This is a genomic window from Duganella sp., assembly GCF_039595735.1.
In the GTDB taxonomy this organism is placed as follows: Bacteria; Pseudomonadota; Gammaproteobacteria; order Burkholderiales; family Burkholderiaceae_D; genus Rugamonas.
The window spans coordinates 38,365-61,397 of sequence record NZ_JBCNLB010000002.1; the positions used below are offsets into that span (position 1 = coordinate 38,365).

19 protein-coding genes are annotated in these 23,033 nt (G+C 64.7%); 14 read left to right on the forward strand and 5 right to left on the reverse strand.

Annotated elements, in window-relative coordinates:
* Positions 1 to 29: 29 nt before the first annotated feature.
* Together ABDW57_RS05205 and ABDW57_RS05210 are read left to right on the forward strand one after the other, a co-directional pair.
* Positions 30 to 692 carry a glutathione S-transferase family protein gene (locus ABDW57_RS05205; RefSeq protein ID WP_343729150.1) on the forward strand — a complete coding sequence of 221 codons (663 nt, stop codon included), beginning with the start codon at positions 30 to 32 and terminating at the stop codon, positions 690 to 692.
* A 70-nt stretch (positions 693 to 762) separates the two neighbouring features.
* On the forward strand, positions 763 to 1,755 hold the full coding sequence (locus ABDW57_RS05210) for an SDR family oxidoreductase (protein WP_343729151.1): 993 nt from the start codon (positions 763 to 765) through the stop codon (positions 1,753 to 1,755).
* A 6-nt stretch (positions 1,756 to 1,761) separates the two neighbouring features.
* Here ABDW57_RS05210 and ABDW57_RS05215 read toward each other — a convergent pair whose 3' ends face one another.
* Together ABDW57_RS05215 and ABDW57_RS05220 are read right to left on the reverse strand one after the other, a co-directional pair.
* Positions 1,762 to 2,253, reverse strand: coding sequence for a phasin family protein (locus ABDW57_RS05215; RefSeq protein ID WP_343729152.1), 492 nt, complete (start codon positions 2,251 to 2,253; stop codon positions 1,762 to 1,764).
* A gap of 134 nt (positions 2,254 to 2,387) precedes the next feature.
* Positions 2,388 to 3,698: a M24 family metallopeptidase gene (locus ABDW57_RS05220; RefSeq protein ID WP_343729153.1), complete on the reverse strand. Its 1,311-nt coding sequence runs from the start codon at positions 3,696 to 3,698 to the stop codon at positions 2,388 to 2,390.
* Between the two features lie 79 nt (positions 3,699 to 3,777).
* Here ABDW57_RS05220 and ABDW57_RS05225 point away from each other — a divergent pair, with 79 nt between their 5' ends.
* Both ABDW57_RS05225 and ABDW57_RS05230 read left to right on the forward strand, forming a co-directional pair.
* Entirely contained in the window at positions 3,778 to 4,566 is a 789-nt protein-coding gene (locus tag ABDW57_RS05225) for an alpha/beta hydrolase (RefSeq protein ID WP_343729154.1), read from the forward strand.
* Positions 4,567 to 4,577: 11 nt separating this feature from the next.
* Positions 4,578 to 5,669, forward strand: coding sequence for a serine hydrolase domain-containing protein (locus ABDW57_RS05230; protein WP_343729155.1), 1,092 nt, complete (start codon positions 4,578 to 4,580; stop codon positions 5,667 to 5,669).
* On the opposite strand, the gene ABDW57_RS05235 is transcribed toward ABDW57_RS05230, so the two are convergent.
* Genes ABDW57_RS05235 through ABDW57_RS05245 form a run of 3 tightly spaced genes read right to left on the reverse strand, consistent with a single transcriptional unit; the run spans position 5,654 to position 9,349 of the window.
* Positions 5,654 to 7,453, reverse strand: coding sequence for an MFS transporter (locus ABDW57_RS05235; protein ID WP_343729156.1), 1,800 nt, complete (start codon positions 7,451 to 7,453; stop codon positions 5,654 to 5,656). The two genes, ABDW57_RS05230 and ABDW57_RS05235, sit on opposite strands and share 16 nt — an antisense overlap.
* Positions 7,454 to 7,479: 26 nt before the next feature.
* On the reverse strand, positions 7,480 to 8,577 hold the full coding sequence (locus ABDW57_RS05240) for an N-acetylglucosamine-6-phosphate deacetylase (protein ID WP_343729157.1): 1,098 nt from the start codon (positions 8,575 to 8,577) through the stop codon (positions 7,480 to 7,482).
* Positions 8,578 to 8,581: 4 nt separating this feature from the next.
* Positions 8,582 to 9,349, reverse strand: coding sequence for a DeoR family transcriptional regulator (locus ABDW57_RS05245; protein ID WP_343729158.1), 768 nt, complete (start codon positions 9,347 to 9,349; stop codon positions 8,582 to 8,584).
* 251 nt (positions 9,350 to 9,600) lie between these two features.
* On the opposite strand from ABDW57_RS05245, the gene ABDW57_RS05250 reads away from it, so the two are divergent.
* From ABDW57_RS05250 to ABDW57_RS05295, 10 genes are read left to right on the forward strand one after another with little or no spacing between them, the layout of a single operon-like run.
* On the forward strand, positions 9,601 to 12,366 hold the full coding sequence (locus ABDW57_RS05250) for a TonB-dependent receptor (protein ID WP_343729159.1): 2,766 nt from the start codon (positions 9,601 to 9,603) through the stop codon (positions 12,364 to 12,366).
* 9 nt (positions 12,367 to 12,375) lie between these two features.
* The gene (locus ABDW57_RS05255; protein WP_343729160.1) at positions 12,376 to 13,299 is read left to right on the forward strand and encodes an EamA family transporter; all 924 of its coding nucleotides are present in this window, start codon (positions 12,376 to 12,378) and stop codon (positions 13,297 to 13,299) included.
* A 23-nt stretch (positions 13,300 to 13,322) separates the two neighbouring features.
* The gene (locus tag ABDW57_RS05260) at positions 13,323 to 14,624 is read left to right on the forward strand and encodes a D-tagatose-bisphosphate aldolase, class II, non-catalytic subunit (RefSeq protein ID WP_343729161.1); all 1,302 of its coding nucleotides are present in this window, start codon (positions 13,323 to 13,325) and stop codon (positions 14,622 to 14,624) included.
* Positions 14,618 to 15,802: an SIS domain-containing protein gene (locus tag ABDW57_RS05265; RefSeq protein WP_343729162.1), complete on the forward strand. Its 1,185-nt coding sequence runs from the start codon at positions 14,618 to 14,620 to the stop codon at positions 15,800 to 15,802. Before ABDW57_RS05260 ends, ABDW57_RS05265 begins: the two co-directional genes overlap by 7 nt.
* Positions 15,786 to 16,751: a BadF/BadG/BcrA/BcrD ATPase family protein gene (locus ABDW57_RS05270; protein WP_343729163.1), complete on the forward strand. Its 966-nt coding sequence runs from the start codon at positions 15,786 to 15,788 to the stop codon at positions 16,749 to 16,751. The genes ABDW57_RS05265 and ABDW57_RS05270 overlap by 17 nt, the downstream gene beginning before the upstream one ends.
* A 20-nt stretch (positions 16,752 to 16,771) precedes the next feature.
* Positions 16,772 to 17,875 carry a hypothetical protein gene (locus ABDW57_RS05275; protein ID WP_343729164.1) on the forward strand — a complete coding sequence of 368 codons (1,104 nt, stop codon included), beginning with the start codon at positions 16,772 to 16,774 and terminating at the stop codon, positions 17,873 to 17,875.
* A gap of 11 nt (positions 17,876 to 17,886) precedes the next feature.
* Entirely contained in the window at positions 17,887 to 19,968 is a 2,082-nt protein-coding gene (locus tag ABDW57_RS05280; RefSeq protein ID WP_343729165.1) for a glycoside hydrolase family 36 protein, read from the forward strand.
* 49 nt (positions 19,969 to 20,017) lie between these two features.
* Positions 20,018 to 21,493 carry a hypothetical protein gene (locus ABDW57_RS05285; RefSeq protein ID WP_343729166.1) on the forward strand — a complete coding sequence of 492 codons (1,476 nt, stop codon included), beginning with the start codon at positions 20,018 to 20,020 and terminating at the stop codon, positions 21,491 to 21,493.
* A 54-nt stretch (positions 21,494 to 21,547) separates the two neighbouring features.
* The gene (locus tag ABDW57_RS05290) at positions 21,548 to 22,468 is read left to right on the forward strand and encodes a patatin-like phospholipase family protein (protein WP_343729167.1); all 921 of its coding nucleotides are present in this window, start codon (positions 21,548 to 21,550) and stop codon (positions 22,466 to 22,468) included.
* 10 nt (positions 22,469 to 22,478) lie between these two features.
* Positions 22,479 to 22,889, forward strand: a complete 411-nt coding sequence (locus tag ABDW57_RS05295) for a heme-binding protein (protein ID WP_343729168.1) — start codon at positions 22,479 to 22,481, stop codon at positions 22,887 to 22,889.
* The last annotated feature ends 144 nt before the right edge of the window (positions 22,890 to 23,033 follow it).

The following is a 23,033-nucleotide window of genomic DNA, read 5'->3' on the forward strand; positions in this document are numbered from 1 at the left end:
ATCTTTGGTATCGCATTCTGGAGCTGACCATGTCACTGACCCTGTATTACCACCCACTGGCCTCGTTCTGTCACAAGGTGCTGATTGCGCTGTACGAGAACGGCACCGCGTTCGACAAGCGCATCATCAACCTCGGCGACGAGGCCGACCGCGCCGAGCTGGAGGCCATCTGGCCGCTGTGCAAATTCCCGGTGCTGCGCGACCAGACCCACCGGCGCGACGTGCCGGAAACCTCGATCATCATCGAATATCTGGACCGCCACTATCCGGGCGCCCAGCCCATGATTCCGGCCGATTGGGATGACGCGCTCGACGTGCGCCTGTGGGACCGCTTCTTTGATAACTATGTGCAAGAGCCGGTGACCACCATCGTCATCGCCCACCTGACCGGCCTCAGTTGCGACCAGACCAAGGAGCGCACCAAGCTCAAGACGGCGTACAAGATGATCGAAAAGCGCATGAGCACGCGCAGCTGGATGTGCGGCGAGGCCTTCAGCCTGGCCGATTGCGCGGCGGCGCCGGCCTTGTTCTACGCCGCCACGCTGTTGCCGTTCCCGGAGGAATACCACCACTTGCAGAGTTACTTCGAACGGCTGGTCACCCGGCCCTCGGTCAAGCAGGTGCTGGATGAGGCCAAGCCGTACTTCTCGATGTATCCGTTCGCCAGCGATATTCCGGACCGCTTCCTGTAAGCGTGCCGCCGCACAGAGCCCGGCGGCGAAACGGCGAATGATGGCCCTTCTCACCGAGAAAGGAACCGTCATGGATACACCGAATCATTCGCGCCGCGCGCTGGTCGGCGCGGCAGCCACCGGCCTGCTGGGCGCGGCAGTGGCGCCCGCCGGCGCGCAACCGGGCGCGGACGCCCCCAGCCAGCTGCCGCGCGACCCCGCCCAGGCCTACCCCAGGCCGCCATTTCCCAAGCAGCAGCAACCGTGGCCCGGCCTGGCCAGCAAGATGTCGCCGCGCCCCGATCACGGCGAAACCAGCTACAAGGGCTCGGGCCGGCTGAAAGGGCGCAAGGCGCTGCTGACCGGCGGCGACTCGGGCATCGGCCGCGCGGCCGCCATCGCCTACGCGCGTGAAGGCGCGGACGTGGCCATCAATTACCTGCCTGCCGAAGAGGCCGACGCGCGCGAGGTGGTGCAACTGATCCGCGCCGAAGGCCGCAAGGCGGTGGCGATTCCGGGCGATATCAAGGATGAGGCGTTCTGCAAGAAGCTGGTGGCCGACGCCGCGCGCGAACTGGGCGGATTGGACATTCTGGTCAACAATGCCGCGCGCCAGTTTTCGCGCGACAGCATCGTCGACATCAGCAGCGCCCAATTCGACGAAACCTTCAAGACCAATGTGTACGCCATGTTCTGGATCACCCGCGCCGCGGTGCCGCTGCTCAAGCCGGGTGCGGCCATCATCAACACCGCCTCGGTCAACGCCTATGATCCCAGCGAAAACCTGATCGATTACGCCGCCACCAAGGGCGCGATCATGATTTTCACCAAGGGACTGGCCAAGCAGCTGGCCTCGAAAGGCATCCGCGTGAATGCCGTGGCGCCGGGGCCGTTCTGGACCCCGCTGCAGGTGACAGGCGGGCAGCCGCCGGACAAGCTGCCCGAGTTTGGCGCCGACACGCCGCTCAAGCGGCCGGGCCAGCCCGCCGAGCTGGCGGGCGTATATGTGCTGCTGGCGTCGAACGAGTCGAGCTACGCCAGCGGCCAGGTGTACGCCGCCACCGGCGCGCGCGGCGGACCGTAACGCCGCTTAATTCTTGTTGCCTTCCTGCGCGTTCTGCATCGAGGCTGGCGGCTGCATGGCCTGGTTTTGCTGGGCCATGGTGGCAAAGCGGCTGGCTTCGTCGATCAGATGCTTGCCGGCAGCCTTGCGGCCGGCGTCGGCCAGCTCGGTGGCGGTGCGCGCCGCTTGCGGCACATGCTCCTGGGCGATCTGGTTGATGTCGGACTGAAAGTCGGTCACCACCTGCGCCAGCTGCTGGTGATAGGCCTGCAGCTTTTGCAGCAGCGCGCCGGCTTGCTGCGGCGTGTTTTCCGGATGGCGTTCGTTGGGCGGGGTCAGCAGCGCATAACGCAGCGCGGCGGTGGATTCGTCCAGCACGTCACGGCTGAACTGGACATTGACCTCGGACAGTTGGCGCAGCGAGCGCAGCACCGACTGGGTCAGGTCGGCGTAATAATCAATGCGGGCTTCTGCGTGATTTCGGGCTGCCGGGGACAGCGTTTCCACAAACGAGTTCATAAGCGTTGCTCCAGTTGGGTTGGGGCCAAAAAAGCAGAGGGGGCGGACGTTTTGGCCTCGCGTCCGATTCCGCTATGATCGCAAATGTCGCCGCTTTTGGGCACTCCAGAGCCTGCTGGAATTATTTGTTTTCCCTACTCAACAGATGGGGCCGGCCGTGGCAGGAGGAACAGCGATTTCTGCCGGCCGTTGATGTAGCGCACGCCACTTTCATCAAAATAGGCATCCTCCTCCAGCATGATGCGCACTGGCTCTTTCCAGCCCGGGATGGTGGCGGCGGCGTTCAGTTCGATCGAATAGGCGGTCTTGTAGCGCAGCAGGTCGTCGCCGGTGCCCGGCACGCCGCCCTGCATGTCCCACATGCCGATGGCCGGACCGGCCGCGTGGCCGTGGTAGCCGATCGGATGGGTGTAGATGGTCGGGTTGATGCCCTCGGCCTTGGCCTGTTGCAGCGCTGCCGCCAGCACCTGATTGCCGCTGCGGCCCTGCTGGAAGTTGGACGTCAAAATATCCTGCAGGCGGTTGGCGCTGGCGAAGGCCTTGGCCAGCGCGGCCGGCGCGGCAGTCTCGCCCGGCTTCAGCACGTAGGCGTGCTGCTGGATGTCGGTGTTCAGGCGCAGGTAAGTGATGCCGATGTCGACGTGCAGCAGATCGCCCGGCACGATCACCTCGGCATTGGCCAGGCCTTTGCCGGTGCGCTGGATTTCCACCGATGGGTGGAACCAGGTGTCATAGCCCAGGTCACGGATCTTCTGGCGGAACCACCACACCACATCGTCGGCGGTGGTGATGCCGGGCGTGATCACGCGCTCGGAGAAGCCTTCCTCGATAATCTTGTGCGTGGCATTCACCAGTTGCGGGTAGATCTGCATCTCACGCTCGGTGCGCGACTCCAGCCAGCGCACCGCCAGCGGTTCGGCCGACACCACGCGCTTTTTCAGCTCGGCCGGCAGGGCTGCCAGCAGCTCGTTATACTCGGTATGGTCAATGCCGTCGGCGTGGGCGAAGTGGGTCGAGGTGTTGAGCGCGATCCTGTTCGGGTTGCGCTGCCTGATGATGTCCACCAGCGCGGCCCACTGGTCCGGGAATTTCTTCATGTCCCAGGCCGCGGTGATGCTCTTGCCGACGTTGTAGCGTGCCACGGCCAGCCGCTCCACCTTGCCGCTGTTGGCGTCGCGGTAGAACACCAGTACCGTGCGACGCCGCGCGTTCAGCCATTCGGCCGGCAGCATGGTCTTCAGCACCGGGTCTTCGTTGTACTCGCGCGAGACCACCACCCACATATCGATGCCGGTCTGCTGCATGATGACCGGCAGCAGATTGTCGAAGCGGTCGACCAGCAGTTCGTTGATGACCGTGGCCTGGTCGCGCACGGACAGCACCTGGGACTGGGCGGGAGCGCCTGCCGCCAGCAGCAGGGAGAGGGCGAGGAGATATTTTTTCATGCAGCGATCTTGAGCCGGGTTTTTGGCAATGTCAATCAACAATATTTATAATGGCCGTTGCATATGCAAAGGAGAGAACATGGCAGCACCTTCGGTTTTTTATCTGCACGGCGGTCCCGGATTGGGTCCGGTGTTTGAGCGCGCCCGCTATCCGGACGCCCGCCACGTCCACTGGTGGCACCAGCCGCTGGCCAAACCCTGCGCCGAACGGCCGTACCGCGATCTGCTGGACGCCACGCTGGCCGAGTTCCGCCGCGTTGCCGCCGAAGCCGGCCAGCCGCTGACCGTGATGGCCAGTTCCTTCGGCGCCCATCTGGCGGTGCATCTCGCGCGCCAGGCGCCGGAGCAGGTCAGGAACATCGTGCTGCTGGCGCCGACCTACAATCCGGAAGATGCCGCCTTGCGCTTCGCGCGCCGCGCCTTCCGCGTGCATACCGACCACGAACATGCCGGCAAGCTGGCCACCGCCCTGGCCATGTATGAGGAAGACCCGGGCCGTCCGCGCTTCTGGGATGTGTTTGGCGCGCTGTCGCTGCTGCCGGATGTGACGGAGCTGTATTTCGGCCCGAACGGCGGCGCGCAAGCAGCGCGTTCGTTTGCGGAACTGATTCAGCAGCCGGGCGCCTTCGATGGTCCCACCTCGGTGGCCACCTCGGACGATTTTTCCGCGCTCGATCACACGCCGGTACAAAGCCCGTTCACCGGGCCGGTATCGGTGCTGTTCGGCGCCTACGACCCGATGATCGATGCGGAAAAAGACCGCGCTGTGTGGGAAGCGATCTTCCCACAGGCGGCCTTCTTCAAAGTGGAGACGGGCCACTTCCCACTGCTGGAACTGACGCTGGAGGAATGCCTGGCTCCGGCCTGAGGCGCACATCCATGATCCCACGCCTCCTTGCCTCAGTGTTGTGCTGTTACGCGTTCAGTGCCGGCGCTGGCAGTATCGAAGAAGCCAACGACCTGACGAAGCAGTCAATACAAAATATTATGCAGGAGCAGCGCATACCCGGCCTGCAAATCGCTGTGGTCAAGGACGGGCGGGTCGTCCTTTCGGAAAGCTACGGCCTGGCCAACGTCGAGAACCGTATCCCGGCCACGCGTGCCATCCGCTTTCCGCTGAATTCCGCCACCAAGGCTTTCACCGGTGTCGCCATGATGCAATTGGCGGAAGCGGGACTGGTCGATCTTGACGCGCCACTGTCCCGCTACCTGGATGACTTGCCAGCGGCTTGGCGTGGGATCCTCGTGCGCCAATTGCTGGGCCATACCTCTGGCCTGCCAGATATCGTGGGCCAGCAAGGCTCCATTGAGGGTGGCGGCGAAGCGGCTGCGTGGCGCGGCGCGAAATCCCGCCCGGTCGCCGCTGCTCCCGGCGAAGTGTTCGCCTATAACCAGACTAACTATGCCTTGCTGGCGCAGATCATCAGCAAGCAGGGCAAGCTGCCGTATGAGCGTTACATCGCCGAGCGTCAATTCGCTGCGGTCGGCATGCCGCTGTCGACGTTTGGCGACAGCTACGATCTGGTCTCCAACGCGGCGATCATCTATGCTTACTCCCCGCGTGGCACGTCGGCAAAAGATGATAGCAATCGCCTGTCCCACTGGTTCTATGACATTCCCTACGGCTTGTGGGCTGGCGGCGGCATTCAGTCGACAGCCGACGAAGTCGCGCGCTGGCTAATCGCGTTATCGAAAGGGCAGTTGATCAGCCAATCGAGCTTGCAGCGGATGTGGACTCCGGAAAAGCTCAATAGCGGCGCCGATGGCGCCTGGGGCGCGGGATGGCCGGTGCTGCAGACCAAACCGGAGCTTCAGGTGGCCGGGATAGGCGGCGCCCGTGCCGCCTTTATCGTCTACCCCGAGCAGCGGCTGGCCGTCGTCGTGCTGACCAACCTGGCGGGAGCCCACCCGCAGCGCTTCATTCCGCGCATCGCGGATCTTTACCGCGATAACGCTCAGCGGGCGAAGTGAGCCTCGATTTCTTCCAGCGTCTTGCCTTTAGTTTCGGGCAGCAGGAAGGTGGCGGTCAGGAAGTACAGCAGGGTGGCGCCGGCCCACCAGAAGAACATGGTCGCGTAACCGTACTGGCCCACCGTCGGCAGGAAGGTGGCGGCGATCATGGTCGAAACGAACTGGTTGATCAGCAGCGCGATGCTCATGCCGTTGGAGCGGATGCGGGTCGGCATCAGCTCTGACAGCGCCAGCCACACGCACACGCCCGGACCGACCGCGAAGCCAGCTACAAACAGGCACATGGCCAGCGCCACCTGCCAGCCGTGCGTGGCGGACGGCACGGCGGCCAGATCGGCGCGCTCGATGTGCAGCGGCGCTGTCTTGCCTTGTGCCGGATCGGCAAAGGGATTCAGATGCAGCTTGCGGAAGAAGGCGCCGATCACGCTGTCGGCTTGCACGGTGTCTTCGCGATTCATGTGCAGCACCGGCAGGGCGGGGTCGTCGCTGCGGCGGGTTTGCACATTGGTGAACGGGCCGTAGGAATAGGCGACCGTCAGCTGCACCGGCGCGCCGCCGGCGTTGGCCGTGCCGAAGCTTTGCAGGGTGGCGGCGTCCAGTTGCAGCGACAGGCTGTCGGACTGCACGCGCGCTTGCAGGGCGTGGCGCACGTCGTGCTGTCCGGATTCCGCGCTGCGGAACAGCAGGCCGGCCGCCAGCAGCGCGGTGACGATGCCGCCGGTGCCCAGCATCAGCAGGAACTTGCGGCCCTTGCGGTCGACCAGGATCACGGCCACCACGGTCATCAGGGCGTTCAGTACTTTCAGCACCACGTCGCCGGCGTTGGCGGTGGTGCCGGGCAGGCCGGCCTGATTCAGGATGTTGACCACGTAGGCCAGCACCGAGTTGATGCCGGTGGCCTGGTTCAAGGCGAGAATCAGGCAGGCCAGCAGGAAAGGCAGCAGGTAGCGGCGGCTCAGAAGCGGATCGGCCGGCACGGCGCGCGCGTGCGCGGTGGCGCTTGCGCCCTTGGCCGTTCCGCCTGCGGCGGCATCCGCCGCAGGGGCAAGGACTTGCAGGATCTCGCGCAGCTCGGCTGCGGCTTCGTCGGCGGGGCGGGTGCGCAGCAGGGCGGCGCGGGCTGCCTCGATCTGGCCGCGGCGCGCCAGCCAGCGTGGCGACTCGGCCAGCAGCAGCGCGCCCACCGTGAAGACGATGCCAGGCGTCAGGCACCACCAGAAGATGCTGCGCCATGCGTGGTCCTTGGCCGCAAACACCGCCGCCGCGCGCTCGCCTTCCGCCAGGTGCCGGGCGGCGGCGGTGGCCGTCTCCACAGAATGCGCCTGCATCAAGCCAATCACCGCGGCCGCCACCAGGCCCACGGTCAGCAGCAACTGGAACAAGGCCGCGCCGCGTCCGCGCTGGCGCGCATGCAGGCATTCGGCCAGATACAGAGGCACGATCACGCCAATCAGGCCGCCGCTCACGCCTTGCAGCAGGCGGCCCAGCAGCAGCGGCACGTAGCCATCGGCCAGCGCAATCAAGGGAATGCTCAGGGTGAACAGCAGTCCGGACAGCACCATGGCCCAGCGGCGGCCGATCCAGTCCGCCAGCGCGCCGGCAAACAGGGAAGACAGCACAGAACCCAGCAACACCGCAGCCACAATAAAACTCAGCTGCTGCGCGCTGAGGCGCCAGGCCACCGAGGCGGTGGATTCAAGATAAGGCAGCGCGCCCGCGATAATGCCAACGTCGATACCGTAAAGCAGTCCACCCATCCCCGCGATGAACAATAAGAATCCCATGGCGCGTGCTTGCATCGAGTCTCCGTCTAGTTGGTCGTCAGATCGATGGCTTCACCTTCCACGAAGACGGCCACCGGTTGTAATTCCGCGTTGAGCACCACAATATCTGCCCAGGCGCCCGGCGCCAGACGGCCGCGCTCCGTCTCGCCCAGATAATCCGCCGGGTAAAGCGACAGGCGATTCGAGGCATCCGCCATATCCAGCCCCAGGCCGACAAAATTGCGCAAGGCCTGGTCCATGGTCAGCACGCTGCCGGCCAGCGAGCCGGTGGCCAATCGCACGCAGCCCAGGCATTTGTAGACGCGCTGACTGCCCAGGCCATATTCGCCGTCCGGCATGCCGGTGGCCGACGTCGCATCGGTCACACCGTACAGACGTGGAATCGCGCGCAGGGCCGCGCGGATCGCGCCCGGTTCGACGTGCTGCAGGTCCGGAATAATCTCCGCATATTCGGCATGCGCCAGGGCCGCGCCGGCGATGCCCGGCTTGTAGTGATTCAGGCCCGTCATGCCGTTGTACAGATGCGTGAAGCCGGCGGCGCCGGCTTCCAGCGCCGCCACCCCGTCTTCATAGGTGCCGTTGCTATGGCCGATCTGCACCCTGATGCCCAGTGTATTCAGCTGCGGGATCAGCGCCAGATGGCCATCGACTTCGGTTGCCAGCGTCATGGCGCGGATCGGCGCCAGTTCGTGGTAGCTGCGCACCAGATCCATGCTGCCCACCACAACCGGTTCGGCCGGCTGCGCGCCCAGGCGGTGAATGCTGAGGAAGGGACCTTCCAGGTGCACGCCCAGCATGCGCGCGGCACCAGTCGGGCGCTGCGCAATGACCGGCGCCAGTCCGCGCAAGGCGCGCCGGATCGAATTGTCGGTGGCGGTCATGGTGGTGCCCAGCATGGCGGTGGTGCCATGCTTCGCATGCGCGCGCGCCACGGTGGCGCCGGCGTGGCCGCCCTGCATGATGTCCACGCCGGCCGCGCCATGCACGTGCAGGTCGATGAAGCCGGGCAGAATGGTCAGCGTGCTGTCCGCGCCATTGTCCTCGCGGATGTGCCGGATGCGCTGGTCGAAAGCGATGCTGCCGTTGATCCAGCCATTCGGGGTGAGAATACGTCCGCTCAGCACAACGTCACTCCGCGATCAGCAGCTCGATGCCGGCTTCCAGCAGGCCGTCGCGGTATTCCGGGCTGATGCCGGCGTCGGTGACCACTGTGTGCACGCTGTCCAACTGCACGATTCGGTGCAGGCTCACGCGGCCGAACTTGGACGCATCCGCCAGCACGATGATCTTCTTGGCACGCTCCACCATCTTGTGATTCAGGCTGGCCTCCGCTTCGTGGTGGGTGGTGACGCCGAACTGCAGATCAAAACCGTCCACGCCGAGGAACAATTTGTCGAAGCTGTAAGCCTGCAGGCAGGCTTCGGCCTGCGTGCCCTGGATCGACAGCGACTGCTTGCGCAGCAGGCCGCCGGTCAGGATCAGGTCCACGCCCGGCGCATCGGCCAGCTCCCAGGCGATGTTCAGGCCATTGGTCATGACTGTGATGTTTTGCGCCTCGCGCAGATGACGCGCCAGCGAAATGGTGGTGGTGCCGGAGTCGATGATGATGTTGTCGCCCGCTTGCACCATGCGCGCGGCGTAAGCGCCGATGCGCTCTTTCTGATCGTGGTTGATGGCGTCCTTCTGGCGGATGCTCTGTTCTGCCGGCGGCGTGCGGGCCAGCATGGCGCCGCCATGGCTGCGCGTGGCCAGGCCCTGGGATTCCAGTGCACTGAGGTCGCTGCGGATGGTCACCGCGGAGACCCCCATTTGCTCCACCAGTTCGTTGACCTGCACTGAACCGTGCTGGGTCAGCGCTTCCAGAATCGCGGCGCGGCGTTGACTACTGAGTCGCATGGGTTTTGCTGTTGATTTGTCAAAAATGGCAGCTTACCAGATCGTGGCTGCCATGCCATCAAACATTGTTGAATCGAAACACAGAGAAAGATATTTCACGTAGAAACGAAAGAAAACGAAAATACAACATCAAAAAGAAATAAATCGAAAGTCTATTGTGTTTTCGTTCTTTGCTAATTACTATCCTTACATAAGTCACAAACCACAGGCAAAACACAGTACAACAAGGGAGAATTGGTATGGGCAGCAGAATGGAAAAGGGACTTCGGCGCAGCCTGATCGCGGCGGCGGTGGAGATGGCGGTATGCGGCATGGCTTTCGCTCAGGCGCAGACGGAAGCGCCGGCGCCTGCCGATGCGTCCGCGCCGCCGGTGGTGGTGGTGAGCGGCGCGCGTGCCGCCCTGGCCAAATCGCTGGAACTGAAACGCAATGCCGACGTCATTCAGGATTCGATCTCGGCCACTGAGCTGGGCCGCTTCCCCGACGATAACGTGGCGGACTCGCTGACCCACATCTCCGGTATCTCGGTATCGCGCACCCGCGGCGGCGAGGGCCAGTACATCAATGTGCGCGGCCTCGGTTCCGGTTACAACATCGTGACCCTCAACAAACGCATTCTGGCAACCGATGGCGACGGCCGAGATTTCGCGTTCGACGTGCTGCCATCGGAGGTGATCAGCGGCGCCGATGTGATGAAGTCGGCCGATGCGGCGCAGATGGAGGGCAGCATCGGCGGCTCGGTCAATCTGCGTTCCGCGCGCCCGATGGACAATCCCGGCTATCACGCCTCGGTGCGATTCGAGGCCGACCACAATGACCTGTCGCGCAAGGATGGCGGCAAGCTGTCCGGCGTAATCAGCAACACCTTCAATGACAACACCATGGGCGTGCTGGTGGGCGCGGTGGTGTCCCGCCGCAAAGTGCGTACCGATTCGCTGGGCTACCAGACCTATAACGCCGATGCGCCGGGCAGCTTTGATGTGAATGGCGATGGCGTGATCGGATCTGGTGAAAGCAATCTGCTGGCGCCATGCTGCATTTCGTTTGGCTCCGTGTTTGAAGAGAAGAAGCGCACCGCGCTGTCCGGCGCGTTTGAGTGGAAAGTCTCGCCGACCTTCAAGATGACGGTGGATGGCCTGGCCACGCGCCTGGACTCGCCGCAAATCGGCTATCAGCAGTCCTACTACATCGAGCATGCGCCGGACCGCTGGTCCGATGTGGTGGTCAAGGATCACCTGATCACCAGCATGACCGTGCACGACCTGATTCCTGAAATGTCCAACGTGACCGCCGACCGCGTGGTCGATACCATGCAGGCCGGCTGGCGCGGCGAATGGAAACCGTCGCCCGATCTGAAGCTGACGGGTGACCTGTACCGCTCGACCTCGAAGCGCGATTCGGGCGGCAAGAATACTTTCGTGGTGGCGGGCATCGCCGGCCATAACACCGGCTACTACCGCGCCAACAACGGCAGCTTCCCCGACATCCGCGTGACACTGCAAGATGGCCGCGACCTGGCCACCGAACTCGCGGCCGGCCGTCTGGGCAACAAGGACTACGGCGTGCACTTCGCCGGCCTGACCGGCACCGACATCAAGGACACCATCGACGGCGCCTCGCTGGACGGGCGTCTTTCCCTGAGCGGCGCATGGCATATCGATGCGTTGCAATTCGGCGCCAGCGCCACCAACCGCAAGAAGGACCGCAACTCGATCGGCAACGAGAAGAGCGGCGGCGCCTGCCAGTACTGCGACATGTATTCCACCACGTTTGCATCGCTGGGCGCCAACGTGGTGCAGCCGATGACGCTGCCGAACTACATGCGCAACGCCGGCGGCAGCTTCCCCGGCAGCTTCGTCAAGTTCGACGTGGCGGCGTATCTGGCGGCGCTGAAGGCGCTGGACGGCAAGCCGATCCTGGATGCGGACGGCAATCCGACCGGCAAGACCTATGACGTCAGCAAGTCGCAGCCGGTGTTTGTGCCGACCGATTCGTATTCGGTGCGCGAAAAGACCGCCACCCTGTACGGCCAGCTGGAGCTGTCCGGCGAAAACTGGAGCGGCAACGTCGGCGCGCGGCTGGTGCGCACCAAGACCACCTCGAAGAGCGCGATCGACAAGATCGTCTCGATCGATGACCCAACGCCGAACATCCCGACCAGCAGTCCGAAGATCGTCTACAGCCCGGCCGTGCCGGTGTCGGAGGATGGCAGCTACACCAAGCTGCTGCCGTCGGCGAACATCAGCTGGTGGGCGCATGAAGATGTGGTCCTGCGCGGCGCGCTGGCCAAGGTGATGGCCCGTCCCTCGCTGGACAAGCTGGCGCCGACCCGCACCGACAACACGCTGGACCGCAGCTACATCCTCAACGTGGTCGGCGATCCGAAACTGAAGCCGACCGAGGCGGTGCAGCAGGATCTGTCGGCCGAATGGTACTACCGTCCCAAGTCGGCCATCACGGCGGCGATCTTTGCAAAACAGATCAAGAACTTCGTCACCTACCAGACCGACGAGCATGTGGATATCGGCGTGCCAGGCTACCTGTACACCGTGACGCACCCGGTCAACGGCGACAAGGCGCGCGTGCGCGGCCTGGAGCTGGGCGTGCAGCACCTGTTCGACAATGGCTTCGGCTTCAACGCGAAGTTCGCCAAGACCTGGACCAAGGCCTATCAGAACGGCGTGTATGTCGGCCAGCTGGAAGGGGTGGCGCCGACCGCGTCCTCGATCGGCCTGTTGTACGAAAAGAACGGCATCAACGCCTCGATTTCGTTTGACTACACTGGTGAATACACGCAAAGCACCAACGTGCTGGCGGGTTATCCGAACAAGGTCGATGCGCTGACCTGGGTGACGGCATCGGCATCCTGGGACGTGACCCGCAACATCACCTTGTTCGTCGAAGGGAAGAATCTTGGCGATGCGGTGATGCGCTCCAACCTTGGCCGCAGCGACGCGCTGTACGGCTTCGAGACCTGGGGCCGCACCTACGTGGCCGGCATGAGCGTGAAATTCTGACGGAGCGCCATGAATACGACGACAAGCACGATATCAACCGAAGGCGCCGCCGTGCGGCGCCCGGGCTGGCTGGGTTATGCGCTGGCCACCACGCTGCTGTGGGGCGTGTGGGGCGCGTTTGCCGGGCTGCCCAGCCAGCACGGCTTTCCTGAAACGCTGATCTATGTGGTGTGGGCGCTGACCATGGTGCCGCCGGCGCTGTTCGTGCTGGCGCGGGCCGGCTGGAAAGTGCGCCGCGACGGCCGCGCGGTCGCTTATGGCCTGGCGATCGGCCTGCTCGGCGCCGGCGGGCAGATGGTGCTGTTCTACGCGGTGAAGGCGGGGCCGACCTACCTGATCTTCCCCTTGATCTCGCTGTCGCCGGTGCTGACGATTGCATTGTCGTTCCTGTTCCTGCGCGAGCGCACCGGCATGATGGGCATGGCCGGCATCGCACTGGCGGTCTGCGCGTTGCCGCTGTTCGACTACACGCCGGGCGGTGCGCCGCAGCAGTACGGCCTGTGGTTCCTGCTGGCGCTGGGCGTACTGCTGGCCTGGGGCCTGCAGGCCTACTTCATCAAGCTGGCCAACGCCAGCATGGATGCGGAAAGCATTTTCTTCTACATGACGGTCAGCGCCTTGCTGTTCATCCCGGTGGCATTGGCGATGACGGACTTTACGCAACCGATTAACTACGGTCCTTCCGGGCCGCTGCTGGCTGCCGCCACGCAGGTATTGAACGCGGTGGGCGCGCTGACGCTGGTGTATGCCTTCCGCCATGGCAAAGCGCTGATGGTGTCGCCGCTGGTGAATGCCGGCGCGCCGCTGCTGACCACTGTCATTTCGATGGCGTTGGCGGCGACGCTGCCGAGCGGTTACCGGCTGGCGGGGATCGTGCTGTCGCTGGCGGCGGCGCTGTTCCTGGCGCTGCAGCCGGATGACAGCGGCGCATGAACTGATTATTCAAGGACTGATCGATGGACTATTTATTGAATCTGGTGCGCCGCCACAAGGCCGGCGAACCGGTCGGCATCCACGCGGTATGCTCGGCGCATCCGCTGGTGATTGAAGCCGCGATGGAAACGGCGCTGGAGCGTGAACTGCCGGTGCTGATCGAAGCGACTTCCAACCAGGTGAATCAGGACGGCGGCTATACCGGCATGACGCCGGCGGCGTTCCGCGATTTCGTGTACGGCATTGCCGACCGTACCGGCCTGGCGCGCACGCGCATCCTGCTGGGCGGCGACCATCTGGGACCGAATGCGTGGCAGGCCCAGCCGGCGGAGGCGGCGATGGCCAGGTCGGAAGTGCTGATCGAACAGTACGTGCGGGCCGGCTTCCGCAAGATCCACCTTGATTGCTCGATGTCCTGCGCCGGTGATCCGGTGCCGCTGCCGGATGCGGTGGTGGCCGAGCGCGCGGCGCGCTTGTGCGCGGTGGCCGAACGGGCATGGCAGGCGGTGGGGGGCGAGGCGCCGGTGTATGTGGTCGGCACCGAGGTGCCGGTGCCGGGCGGCGCCCATGAAGACCTGAAGGAACTGAGCGTTACCACGCCAGGCGCCGCGGCGCTGACGATCAAGGTGCACCGCCTGGCCTTTGCCGCCGCCGGCCTGGAAGCGGTGTGGCCGCGCGTGATCGGTCTGGTGGTGCAGCCGGGCGTGGAGTTTGATCACCACAAGGTCATCGACTATCAGCCGGAGCGCGCGGCGGCGCTGAGCCGCTTCATCGAGGGCGAGCCGACGCTGGTCTATGAGGCGCATTCAACCGACTACCAGACCCCGTCCAATCTGGCCGCGCTGGTGGCTGGCCATTTCGCCATTCTGAAAGTGGGGCCGGGCCTGACGTTCGCGCTGCGCGAGACCCTGTGGGCGCTGGCCGACATTGAAGAAGAGATGGCCGCTGGCAGCGGCTCGCGTTTCAAGAATACGGTGCTGGAAGTGATGCGCGCCGAGCCGGAATACTGGCGCAAATACTACGGCGGCGATGCGGCCAGCGCGCGTTTCGATCAGCAGTACAGCCTGAGCGACCGCATACGCTACTACTGGCCGCACCCCGCGATTCAGGCAGCGCAGGCGCGCCTGATTGACAATTTGACGCGCGCCGCGCCGCCGTTGACGCTGCTCAGCCAGTATTTGCCGGCGCAGTATGAGGCGGTGCGCGCAGGGCGCTTGCGCAACCAGCCTGCCGATTTACTCAAAGAGGGTGTAGCCAGGGTGCTGCGCCAGTACATGGACGCCTGCAACGCAGGCGCCGCAACAAAGGAGTTGGAAACATGCTAGTAGCAGACAAGGAGATTTTGGGCATCGGCGCAGACCGCCTGGACGCGGCGGGAGGTGGCCAGACTGCGCGTGAAATCGCGCAGCAGCCGGCCGTCTGGCCGGAGATCGATGCGCTGGTCAGCAGCCGGCGCGGTGCCCTCGACGCTTTCCTCAAGCCGCTGCTGGCGCGTGCCGATCTGCGCGTGGTGCTGACCGGCGCCGGCACTTCGGCCTTCCTGGGCGAATGCCTGGCGCCGGCCCTGCTGGGCCAGGGGCTGCGCGCCGAAGCCGTGCCGACGACTGATCTCGTCTCCGGCCCGCTGCGCTTCCTGCAGCCGGCGGTGCCGACCCTGATGGTGTCGTTTGCCCGTTCCGGCAGCAGCCCGGAAAGCACGGCCGCTGTGGCGCTGGCGGACCAGCTGGTGGAGAATGTCTGCCACCTGGTCATCACCTGCAACGCGGATGGCGAGCTGTATCGCATGGCACAGGGACGCGACAATGCCTTTGCCATCCTGCTGCCGGATGCCACCCATGACCGCGGCTTTGCCATGACCACCAGCTTCACTTCGATGCTGCTGACGGCGGCGCTGGCGTTCGGCGTGCTGGCGCCACGCGCCGCCGCCGCCGCTTCGGCCGCGGCCAGCCGTCTGCTGGAGGCGGAACTACCCTTGTTGCAGGCGCTGGTGGCGCGCCAGTTCAAGCGCGTGGTCTACCTGGGCAGCAATGAGCTGCGCGGACTGGCGCGCGAGGCCTCGCTCAAGCTGCTGGAACTGACCGACGGCCGCGTGGTGGCGCTGTTCGATTCGCCGCTGGGCTTCCGTCACGGTCCCAAGACCGTTGTCGATGCCGACACACTGGTGGTGGTGCTGCTGTCGAACGATCCCTATGCCCGCCGTTATGACCTGGACCTGCTGCGCGAGCTGCGCAACGATGGCCGCGCCGGCCGCGTGCTGGCGCTGAGCGGCCGCGCTGCGCCGGAGCTGGAGAACGATTGCGTGGTGCTGGAGGGCGCCGAGCATGCGCCGGACCTGGCGCTGGCGCTGCCTTATATCCTGTTCTGCCAGTCGTTCGCACTGTTGCAATCGCTGGCGCAGGGCATCCGCCCGGACACGCCCAGCGCTTCCGGCACCGTCAACCGCGTGGTGCGTGGCGTGACGATCTATCCGTTCGCAGGAGACGAGCATGTTCCTCGGGGTTGATGGCGGCGGCACCAAAACCGCCTTTGCGCTGATCGACAGCCAGGGGCAGGTGCTGGCACGCCATATCGAAAGCAGTGCCTATTATCTGGAAGTGGGCCTGGACGGCATGGCGGCGATGCTGGCGCGCGGCTGCCAGGCGCTGCTGGCTGAAGCTGGCGTCACTGCCAGCGACCTGACCTTCGCGTTTTTCGGTCTGCCGGCATATGGCGAAGACCGCGCGGTCCAGCCGCAACTGGATGCGCTGCCACGCGCCATCCTTGGCCATGCGCGCTACCTGTGCGGTAACGATATGGTATGCAGCTGGGCCGGATCGCTGGCGTGCGCCGACGGCATCAGCGTGATCGGCGGCACCGGTTCGATGGCGTACGGTGAACTGGACGGCCGCCGCGCCCGCGCCGGCGGCTGGGGAGAACTGTTCAGCGACGAAGGTTCGGCCCACTGGATCGCGCGCGCCGGCCTGGCGCTGTTCTCACGCATGAGCGATGGCCGGGCGCCGCGCGGATCGCTGTACAAGCTGGTGCGGCAGCGCCTGGCCCTGGCCGACGATCTGGATCTGTGCCAGGTGATCTACGGCGAACTGCAGGCGGAGCGCAGCCGCGTGGCGGCCTTGTCGCGCCTGGTGAGCGAGGCGGCCGCGCTGGGCGACCTGCAGGCGCAAGCCATCATCATGGAGGCGGCCGCGGAACTGGTGGCGCTGGTCGATGCGGTGCGCGGGTCGTTGGGTGTGCCGGAGGATGAGGAAGTGGCCGTGTCCTACAGCGGCGGCCTGTTTGGCGCCGATGGCCCGCTGCAGGCGCCGTTTGCGCAAGCGCTGGCAGCCAGCACAGGCCCGTACCGTCTGACGCCGCCGCGCCTGGCGCCGGTGCTGGGTGCGGCACTGTATGCGGCCCGCAGTGCCGGTGCGCCGTTGAGCGATGCGGCGCTGGAACGGCTGGCCAGCGCCGATTGAGCACATCAAAGGAGATCTCCATGCCTTGGACCGTGATACCCGCCATGCTGACAGCGCTGCTGATCATGCCGCAAGGCGCCGCAGCCGCCGACGGCTACACCATGGCGGATTTCGCCCGGGTGCCGAAGATCGATGCGCATCTGCACCTGCACGGCGCCAATCAGGAGGCCTGGCTGGCGCTGGCGCGCAAGGACAACTTCCGCGCGCTGACCATCAATGTCGACTATCCGGACTTCCCGCCGCTGGAACAGCAGCGCCGCGTGGCCAGCGCGCTGGCGCACCAGCATCCGGAGCAGGTGGCCTGGGCGGCGACGTTCTCCACTGAAGGCTTTGAGCGGCCGGAGTGGAGCGCCGCCACGCTGATGGATCTGGATAGTGCGCTGGCCGACGGCGCGGTGGGCGTCAAGGTCTGGAAGAATATCGGCATGAGCTTGCGCGACAGTCAGGGCAAGCTGGTGATGATTGACGATGTCCGCTTCGATACCCTGTTCAACGGCCTGGCGCAGCGCGGCGTGATGGTGCTGGGGCACCAGGGCGAGCCGCACAATTGCTGGCTGCCGATCGCACAGATGACAGTAAAGAACGACCGCGAATATTTCGCCGCGCATCCGGCCTACCATATGTATGCCCATCCCGAGATGCCCGGCTACGAGCAGCAGATGGCCGCGCGCGACCATCTGCTGGCCAGGCACCCGGCGCTGCGCTTCACCGGCGTGCATCTGGCCTCACTGGAGTGGGATGTGGAAAGGCTGGGCCGTTTTCTGGACGCCCACCCCGGCGTCCAGGTGGATGTCGCTGCACGCATCGGCCAGTTGCAATACCAGTCCCAGCGCAACCGTGCGCGCGTGCGCGCCTTCTTCATCAAATACCAGGACCGGCTGATGTATGGCTCCGATCTGGCGCAGTCCGCGGAGCAGGACGACGCCGGCTTTGTGGCGGACATGGATCAGGTGTGGCGGCGCGACTGGCGCTACTTCGTCACCGCTGACCGCTTCAGCGTGCCGGAACTGGAGCAGCCGGTGCGCGGCCTGTCGCTGCCGCGCGCGGTGGTGGACAAACTATACCGGATCAACGCCGAGCGGGCGTATCCGCAAGCGTGGCATCAGCCGCAATCAGAAAAATGACGAGGAGATCAATGACACACCCACATGACCAACGCCGCCGCACCTTGTTGCAGTGGCTGGCCGGAACGGCCGTGGCAGGCGCGGTAGGCACTGCCGGCGCGGCCGCGCCCGGCGGCAAGGACATTGCACGCATCGGCGACGCCGCGATGGCGCTGGAATTCGATGGCCAGTTACGCTGCCGCGTGGTGTCGCGCCGTGGTCCGCGTCCTGCCGCCGTGACGGCCTTCGCGCCGAGCGAGTGCCTGCGCCTTGCGGATGGCCGCTGGATCGAACACTTTGCGCTGGCCTCGCAGGCGGCCGACCGCGTCGACGGGCCGCAAGGCCCCGGCGTGCGCCACCGTTTGAGCGGCAAGTCGACAGAGGGCATTGAGAAAACGGTCGTCATCACCTTTTACGAGCGCCAGCCCGGCTTCGCCGTCATCCGGGTGTCCTACCGCAATGCCGGCACCCGGGCGGTGCAGCTTGCGGCATGGGCCAACAGCGCGCACACGCTGCGCCCGGCGGCTGGCCGCAAGGCAGAATTCTGGACCTTCTCCGGCGCCAGCCATCAGGACCGCCGCGACTGGGTGCTGCCGGTGAGCGCCGGTTTTGAGCAGCGCAACTTCATGGGCATGAACGCCTCCGACTACGGCGGCGGCACGCCGGCGGTCGATGTCTGGAACCGCGATTGCGGCCTGGCGGTCGGTCATCTGGATGTGGTGCCGCGGCTGGTCGAGCTGCCGGTGCGCGCTGTGCCGGGCGGCGCCTCGCTGGCGGTCGAATTCAAACAGGCGGCCACGCTGCAACCGGGCGGCACGCTGGATACGCTGGACACCTTCCTCACCCTGCACACTGGCGATTACTTTGCCGCGCTGGACAACTACCGCCAGGCGATGGCGGCGCGCGGCCTGCGCTCGCCGGATTGCCCACCGGAGTGCTATGAGCCGATCTGGTGCGCGTGGGGCTACGAGCGCGACTTCACCATCCCGCTGATGGTCGGCACGCTGCAAAAGGCCAAGGAACTGGGCCTGGAGTGGGCAGTGCTGGACGACGGCTGGCAGAACAACGAAGGCGACTGGAAGCTGGACAGCAAAAAATTCCCCAACGGCGAGGCGGACATGCGCGGCCTGGTCGACGCGGTGAAGCAGGCCGGCCTGAAAGCGCGCCTGTGGATCACGCCGCTGGCGGTGGATCCCGGATCGGACCTGCTGCATGACCATACCGACATGCTGTTGCTGGACAAGGACGGCGCGCCGCAGCTGATCTCCTGGTGGAACAGCCTGTATCTGTGCCCGGCCTACGAACCCACCATCGAGATGACGCGGCAGTGGGTGCGCAAGATCTTTGGCGAGTGGGGTTATCAGGGCCTGAAGATCGACGGCCAGCACCTGAACGGCGTGGCGCCGTGCTACAACCCGGCGCACAAGCACGCACGCCCGGAGGAATCGTTCGAGAAGCTGCAGGACTTCTGGAAGATGGTGTACGACACCGCGCGCGAGATCAACCCGAACGCGGTGGTGGAGCTGTGCCCATGCGGCACCTCGTACGCCTTCCACAACTTCCCTTATATGAATCAGGCGCCCGCCTCGGACCCGCTGTCGTCCTGGCAGGTACGGCACAAGGGCAAGACGCTGAAGGCGCTGATGGGCCGCAGCGCGCCATATGCCGGCGATCACGTTGAGCTGAGCGACGGCGGCCAGGATTTCGCTTCCACCATCGGCATTGGCGCCGTGCTGTCGACCAAGTTCACCTGGCCGCTCGATCCCAAATCCAAGGACAGCTTCCTGCTCACGCCCGAGCGCGAAGCCAAGTGGCGCAAGTGGATCGGCATCTACCGCGACAAGATGCTGGCCAATGGCGTCTATCGCGGCGAGCTGTATGACATCGCCTTCGACAAGCCCGAAGGCCACGTGGTGGAAAAGGAGGGCAGGGTGTACTTCGCTTTCTTTGCGCCGCGCTGGGACGGGCCGGTGGAAATCCGCGGCCTGGGCGGCGGCCGCTGGCGCTTGCGCGACTATGTCGAGGGCAAGGAGGTCGGCGTGGTGGAGGGCGGCCGCAATCGCCTGACGCTGCGCTTCGAACACGCACTGCTGCTGGAGGCGGTGCCGGTGTAATCCCGCGTGCCACCCGCGGATTGGGTGGCGATCATCTGGAGAATTGCCTATGAACTGTGTCAAAGCCTTTGCCACAGGCGCGCGTCTGCTCGCCGGCCTGTTGGCTACCACTCATCTGATCGCGGCGCACGCGGTCACTATTACGGTCAGCCCGGGGCAGTCGATCCAGGCGGCGGTGAATACGGCGAACGCCGGCGATACGGTGCAGGTGAAGGCAGGCACCTATACGCAGAAGGTGCTGATTTCCGGCAAATCGGGCACCGCCTCGGCCTTCATTACGCTGAAGGGCGACGCCGGCGCCATCATCAGCGGCAGCGGCCTGGCGCCGTCCGGGCGCGAAGGGCTCATCACCCTCAAGAATTCGAACTACGTGCGGGTCGAGGGCTTTGAGGTGAAAGGCCTGACGTCCAGCGGCAGCAATACCCCGGTCGGCATTCTGATCGAAGGCAATGGCGCCAATCTGCAGATCGTCAATAACAAGATCCACGACATCAAGAACACCAGCACCTGCAAGGACCCGTGCGCGGTCGGGGCGCATGGCCTGGCGGTCTTTGGCAAGAACGCGACCGGCGTGACCGATCTGCTGGTGCAGGGCAACGAGGTGTACCAGAACGTGCTGCAGGCCAGCGAGGCGCTGGTCATCAACGGCAATGTGGACCGCTTTGAAATCCTCGGCAACAACGTGCACGACAATAACAACATCGGCTTCGATTTCATCGGTTATGAAGGCGAGTGCTCGGGGTGCGGCGAAAATGATCGTGTGCGCAATGGCCTGGTGCGCGGCAATACCTCGGCCAACAACTCCAGTTCCACCAACCCGTGGTATGGCGGCGAAGGCTCGGCCGGCGGCTTTTATGTGGATGGCGGCCGCAACATCATCTTTGACCGCAATATCTCGACTGGCAATGACATCGGCTTTGAGTTCGCCAGCGAACATAGCGGCAAGGCCACCGAAGATATTTTGATGACCAATAATTTTGTGTACAACAACCGCGAAGCCGGCTTGTCGCTGGGCGGCTATTCGTCGGGCGCTGGCCAGGCGCGCCGCATCAATGTGCACAACAATTCGTTTTACAAGAACCAGGGCTGGGGCACTGAGGTGGTATTCCAGTACAAGGTGATCGATTCCCGCTTCAGCAACAACATCTTCTTTGGCAAGGGCACGGCGGCGGAGAGTTATGGGGTGGAAGGCAGTGGCCATAGCGGCAATGTGTGGGGCGTGAACCAGTGGTGGGGCACCAGTTCCAGCTCGTCCGGTCTGCCTGGCACCCTGAAGATTTCCAATCCGCTGTACGTGGCGCCGGCCACCGGCAACCTGCGCCTGCAGCAGGCCTCGCCTTCGATCAATTCCGGTACGGTGGGCACGCCGCTGAGCACCTGGAGCTCGCCGTTGTGGACGCGTTATTTCCCTTCCGGCGCGATTCCGCTGAACGGCACGCGTGACATCAACGGCGAGGCCCGCGTTGAAAACAGCCTGATCGACCTGGGCGCGGACGAATACGGCACCACGCCAGGCACTAACTAAAACAGCTGGGCGGTGTACAATCTGGGCGCTTAAATCCCAGCTCATACACTGCCCATGCTTTCACGCCGCTTAGCTCTTGCCAGTTTAGCTATCCTCTCTGCCGCCGCGATCGTCGGCTGCAAGACCACTCCCGTCGCCGAGACCCCGGCCATTCCCGTGGCGGCACCCGAGCCGCTGCCGCCGAAGAAAATCAAGATCGGCCTGGCACTGGGCGGCGGCGCCGCGCGCGGCTTTGCGCACATCGGCGTGATCAAGGCGCTGGAGGCGCAGGGGATTTATCCCGACATCGTGGTCGGCACCAGCGCCGGCAGTGTGGTCGGCGCGTTGTACGCCGCCGGCAATACCGGCTTCCAGCTGCAGAAGCTGGCGATGGAAATGGACGAGGCGCAGATTTCCGACTGGGCCTTGCCGCTGTTCCGCAAATCGACTGGCGTGTTAAAAGGCGAGGCGCTGCAAGCCTACGTCAACAAAGCGGTCGGCAACCAGCCGATGGAAAAACTCAAGATCCCGTTTGGCGCCGTGGCGGCCGACCTCAAGGATGGCAAGCCGATCCTGTTCCAGCGCGGGAATACCGGCATGGCGGTGCGCGCTTCCTCGGCGGTGCCGGGGGTGTTCCAGCCGGTGACCATCAACGGCCACACCTATGTCGATGGCGGCCTGGTGGCGCCGGTGCCGGTGCGCTTCGCGCGCGACATGGGGGCGGACTTCGTCATTGCCGTTAACATCTCGACCCAGGCCGACGTGCAAGCCACCGTCAGCTCGCTGGATGTGATCATGCAGACCTTCTCCATCATGGGCCAGCGCATCAATGAATATGAGCTGCGCGATGCGGACATCGTCATCACGCCGCCGCTGGGCAAGATGGCCAGCAATGACTTCAACGGCCGCAATCAGGCCGTGCTGGCGGGGGAGCAGGCCGCCGCGCAGGTGATGGCGCAAATCAAACAAAAACTCGAAGCTAAACGTCGACCATAAGGAAGCAGTCATGCAAACCAAACCCTACCTGTCGCTTGCCGACGTTAAAAAAATCGCTGCTGCCGCTGAAGCCGAAGCGGTGGCCAACAACTGGGCAGTGGTGATTGCCATCGTCGACGACGGCGGCCACTTGCTCTGGTTGCAGCGCCAGGATGGCGCCAACCCGTTGTCGTCGCACATCGCCCCGGCCAAGGCGCGCGTCTCGGCGCTGGGACGCCGCGAATCCAAGCTGTACGAAGACATGATCAACAACGGCCGCGTATCGTTCCTGAGCGCGCCGGCGCCGATGGCGGACGGCATGCTGGAAGGCGGCGTGCCGATTATCGTGGACGGCCACGTCATCGGCGCGGTTGGCGTCTCCGGCGTGAAATCGACCGAAGATGCACAAATTGCAAAAGCCGGCATCGCCGCGCTGAACTAAAAAAATCGGCCGCCGGTGCAACGCCGGTGGCTTGCCAAGCAGGGCAGATTTGGTTATAATTCAAAGGTTTAGCCAAATCATATCTCTGCCGTAGCGACTACCACTCATCCATCATCAATCTGACCAACTCCCCCGTGGTGCGCA

What these genes read in the sequence shown, in the direction of transcription:
- ABDW57_RS05255 (WP_343729160.1), top strand. Translation starts at nt 12,376, where the DNA reads ATGAATACGACGACAAGCACGATATCAACCGAAGGCGCCGCCGTGCGG.
- ABDW57_RS05245 (WP_343729158.1), bottom strand. Translation starts at nt 9,349, where the DNA reads ATGCGACTCAGTAGTCAACGCCGCGCCGCGATTCTGGAAGCGCTGACC.
- ABDW57_RS05215 (WP_343729152.1), bottom strand. Translation starts at nt 2,253, where the DNA reads ATGAACTCGTTTGTGGAAACGCTGTCCCCGGCAGCCCGAAATCACGCA.
- ABDW57_RS05270 (WP_343729163.1), top strand. Translation starts at nt 15,786, where the DNA reads ATGTTCCTCGGGGTTGATGGCGGCGGCACCAAAACCGCCTTTGCGCTG.
- ABDW57_RS05280 (WP_343729165.1), top strand. Translation starts at nt 17,887, where the DNA reads ATGACACACCCACATGACCAACGCCGCCGCACCTTGTTGCAGTGGCTG.
- ABDW57_RS05225 (WP_343729154.1), top strand. Translation starts at nt 3,778, where the DNA reads ATGGCAGCACCTTCGGTTTTTTATCTGCACGGCGGTCCCGGATTGGGT.
- ABDW57_RS05275 (WP_343729164.1), top strand. Translation starts at nt 16,772, where the DNA reads ATGCCTTGGACCGTGATACCCGCCATGCTGACAGCGCTGCTGATCATG.
- ABDW57_RS05235 (WP_343729156.1), bottom strand. Translation starts at nt 7,453, where the DNA reads ATGGGATTCTTATTGTTCATCGCGGGGATGGGTGGACTGCTTTACGGT.
- ABDW57_RS05265 (WP_343729162.1), top strand. Translation starts at nt 14,618, where the DNA reads ATGCTAGTAGCAGACAAGGAGATTTTGGGCATCGGCGCAGACCGCCTG.
- ABDW57_RS05290 (WP_343729167.1), top strand. Translation starts at nt 21,548, where the DNA reads ATGCTTTCACGCCGCTTAGCTCTTGCCAGTTTAGCTATCCTCTCTGCC.
- ABDW57_RS05230 (WP_343729155.1), top strand. Translation starts at nt 4,578, where the DNA reads ATGATCCCACGCCTCCTTGCCTCAGTGTTGTGCTGTTACGCGTTCAGT.
- ABDW57_RS05220 (WP_343729153.1), bottom strand. Translation starts at nt 3,698, where the DNA reads ATGAAAAAATATCTCCTCGCCCTCTCCCTGCTGCTGGCGGCAGGCGCT.
- ABDW57_RS05210 (WP_343729151.1), top strand. Translation starts at nt 763, where the DNA reads ATGGATACACCGAATCATTCGCGCCGCGCGCTGGTCGGCGCGGCAGCC.
- ABDW57_RS05260 (WP_343729161.1), top strand. Translation starts at nt 13,323, where the DNA reads ATGGACTATTTATTGAATCTGGTGCGCCGCCACAAGGCCGGCGAACCG.
- ABDW57_RS05250 (WP_343729159.1), top strand. Translation starts at nt 9,601, where the DNA reads ATGGAAAAGGGACTTCGGCGCAGCCTGATCGCGGCGGCGGTGGAGATG.
- ABDW57_RS05285 (WP_343729166.1), top strand. Translation starts at nt 20,018, where the DNA reads ATGAACTGTGTCAAAGCCTTTGCCACAGGCGCGCGTCTGCTCGCCGGC.
- ABDW57_RS05205 (WP_343729150.1), top strand. Translation starts at nt 30, where the DNA reads ATGTCACTGACCCTGTATTACCACCCACTGGCCTCGTTCTGTCACAAG.
- ABDW57_RS05295 (WP_343729168.1), top strand. Translation starts at nt 22,479, where the DNA reads ATGCAAACCAAACCCTACCTGTCGCTTGCCGACGTTAAAAAAATCGCT.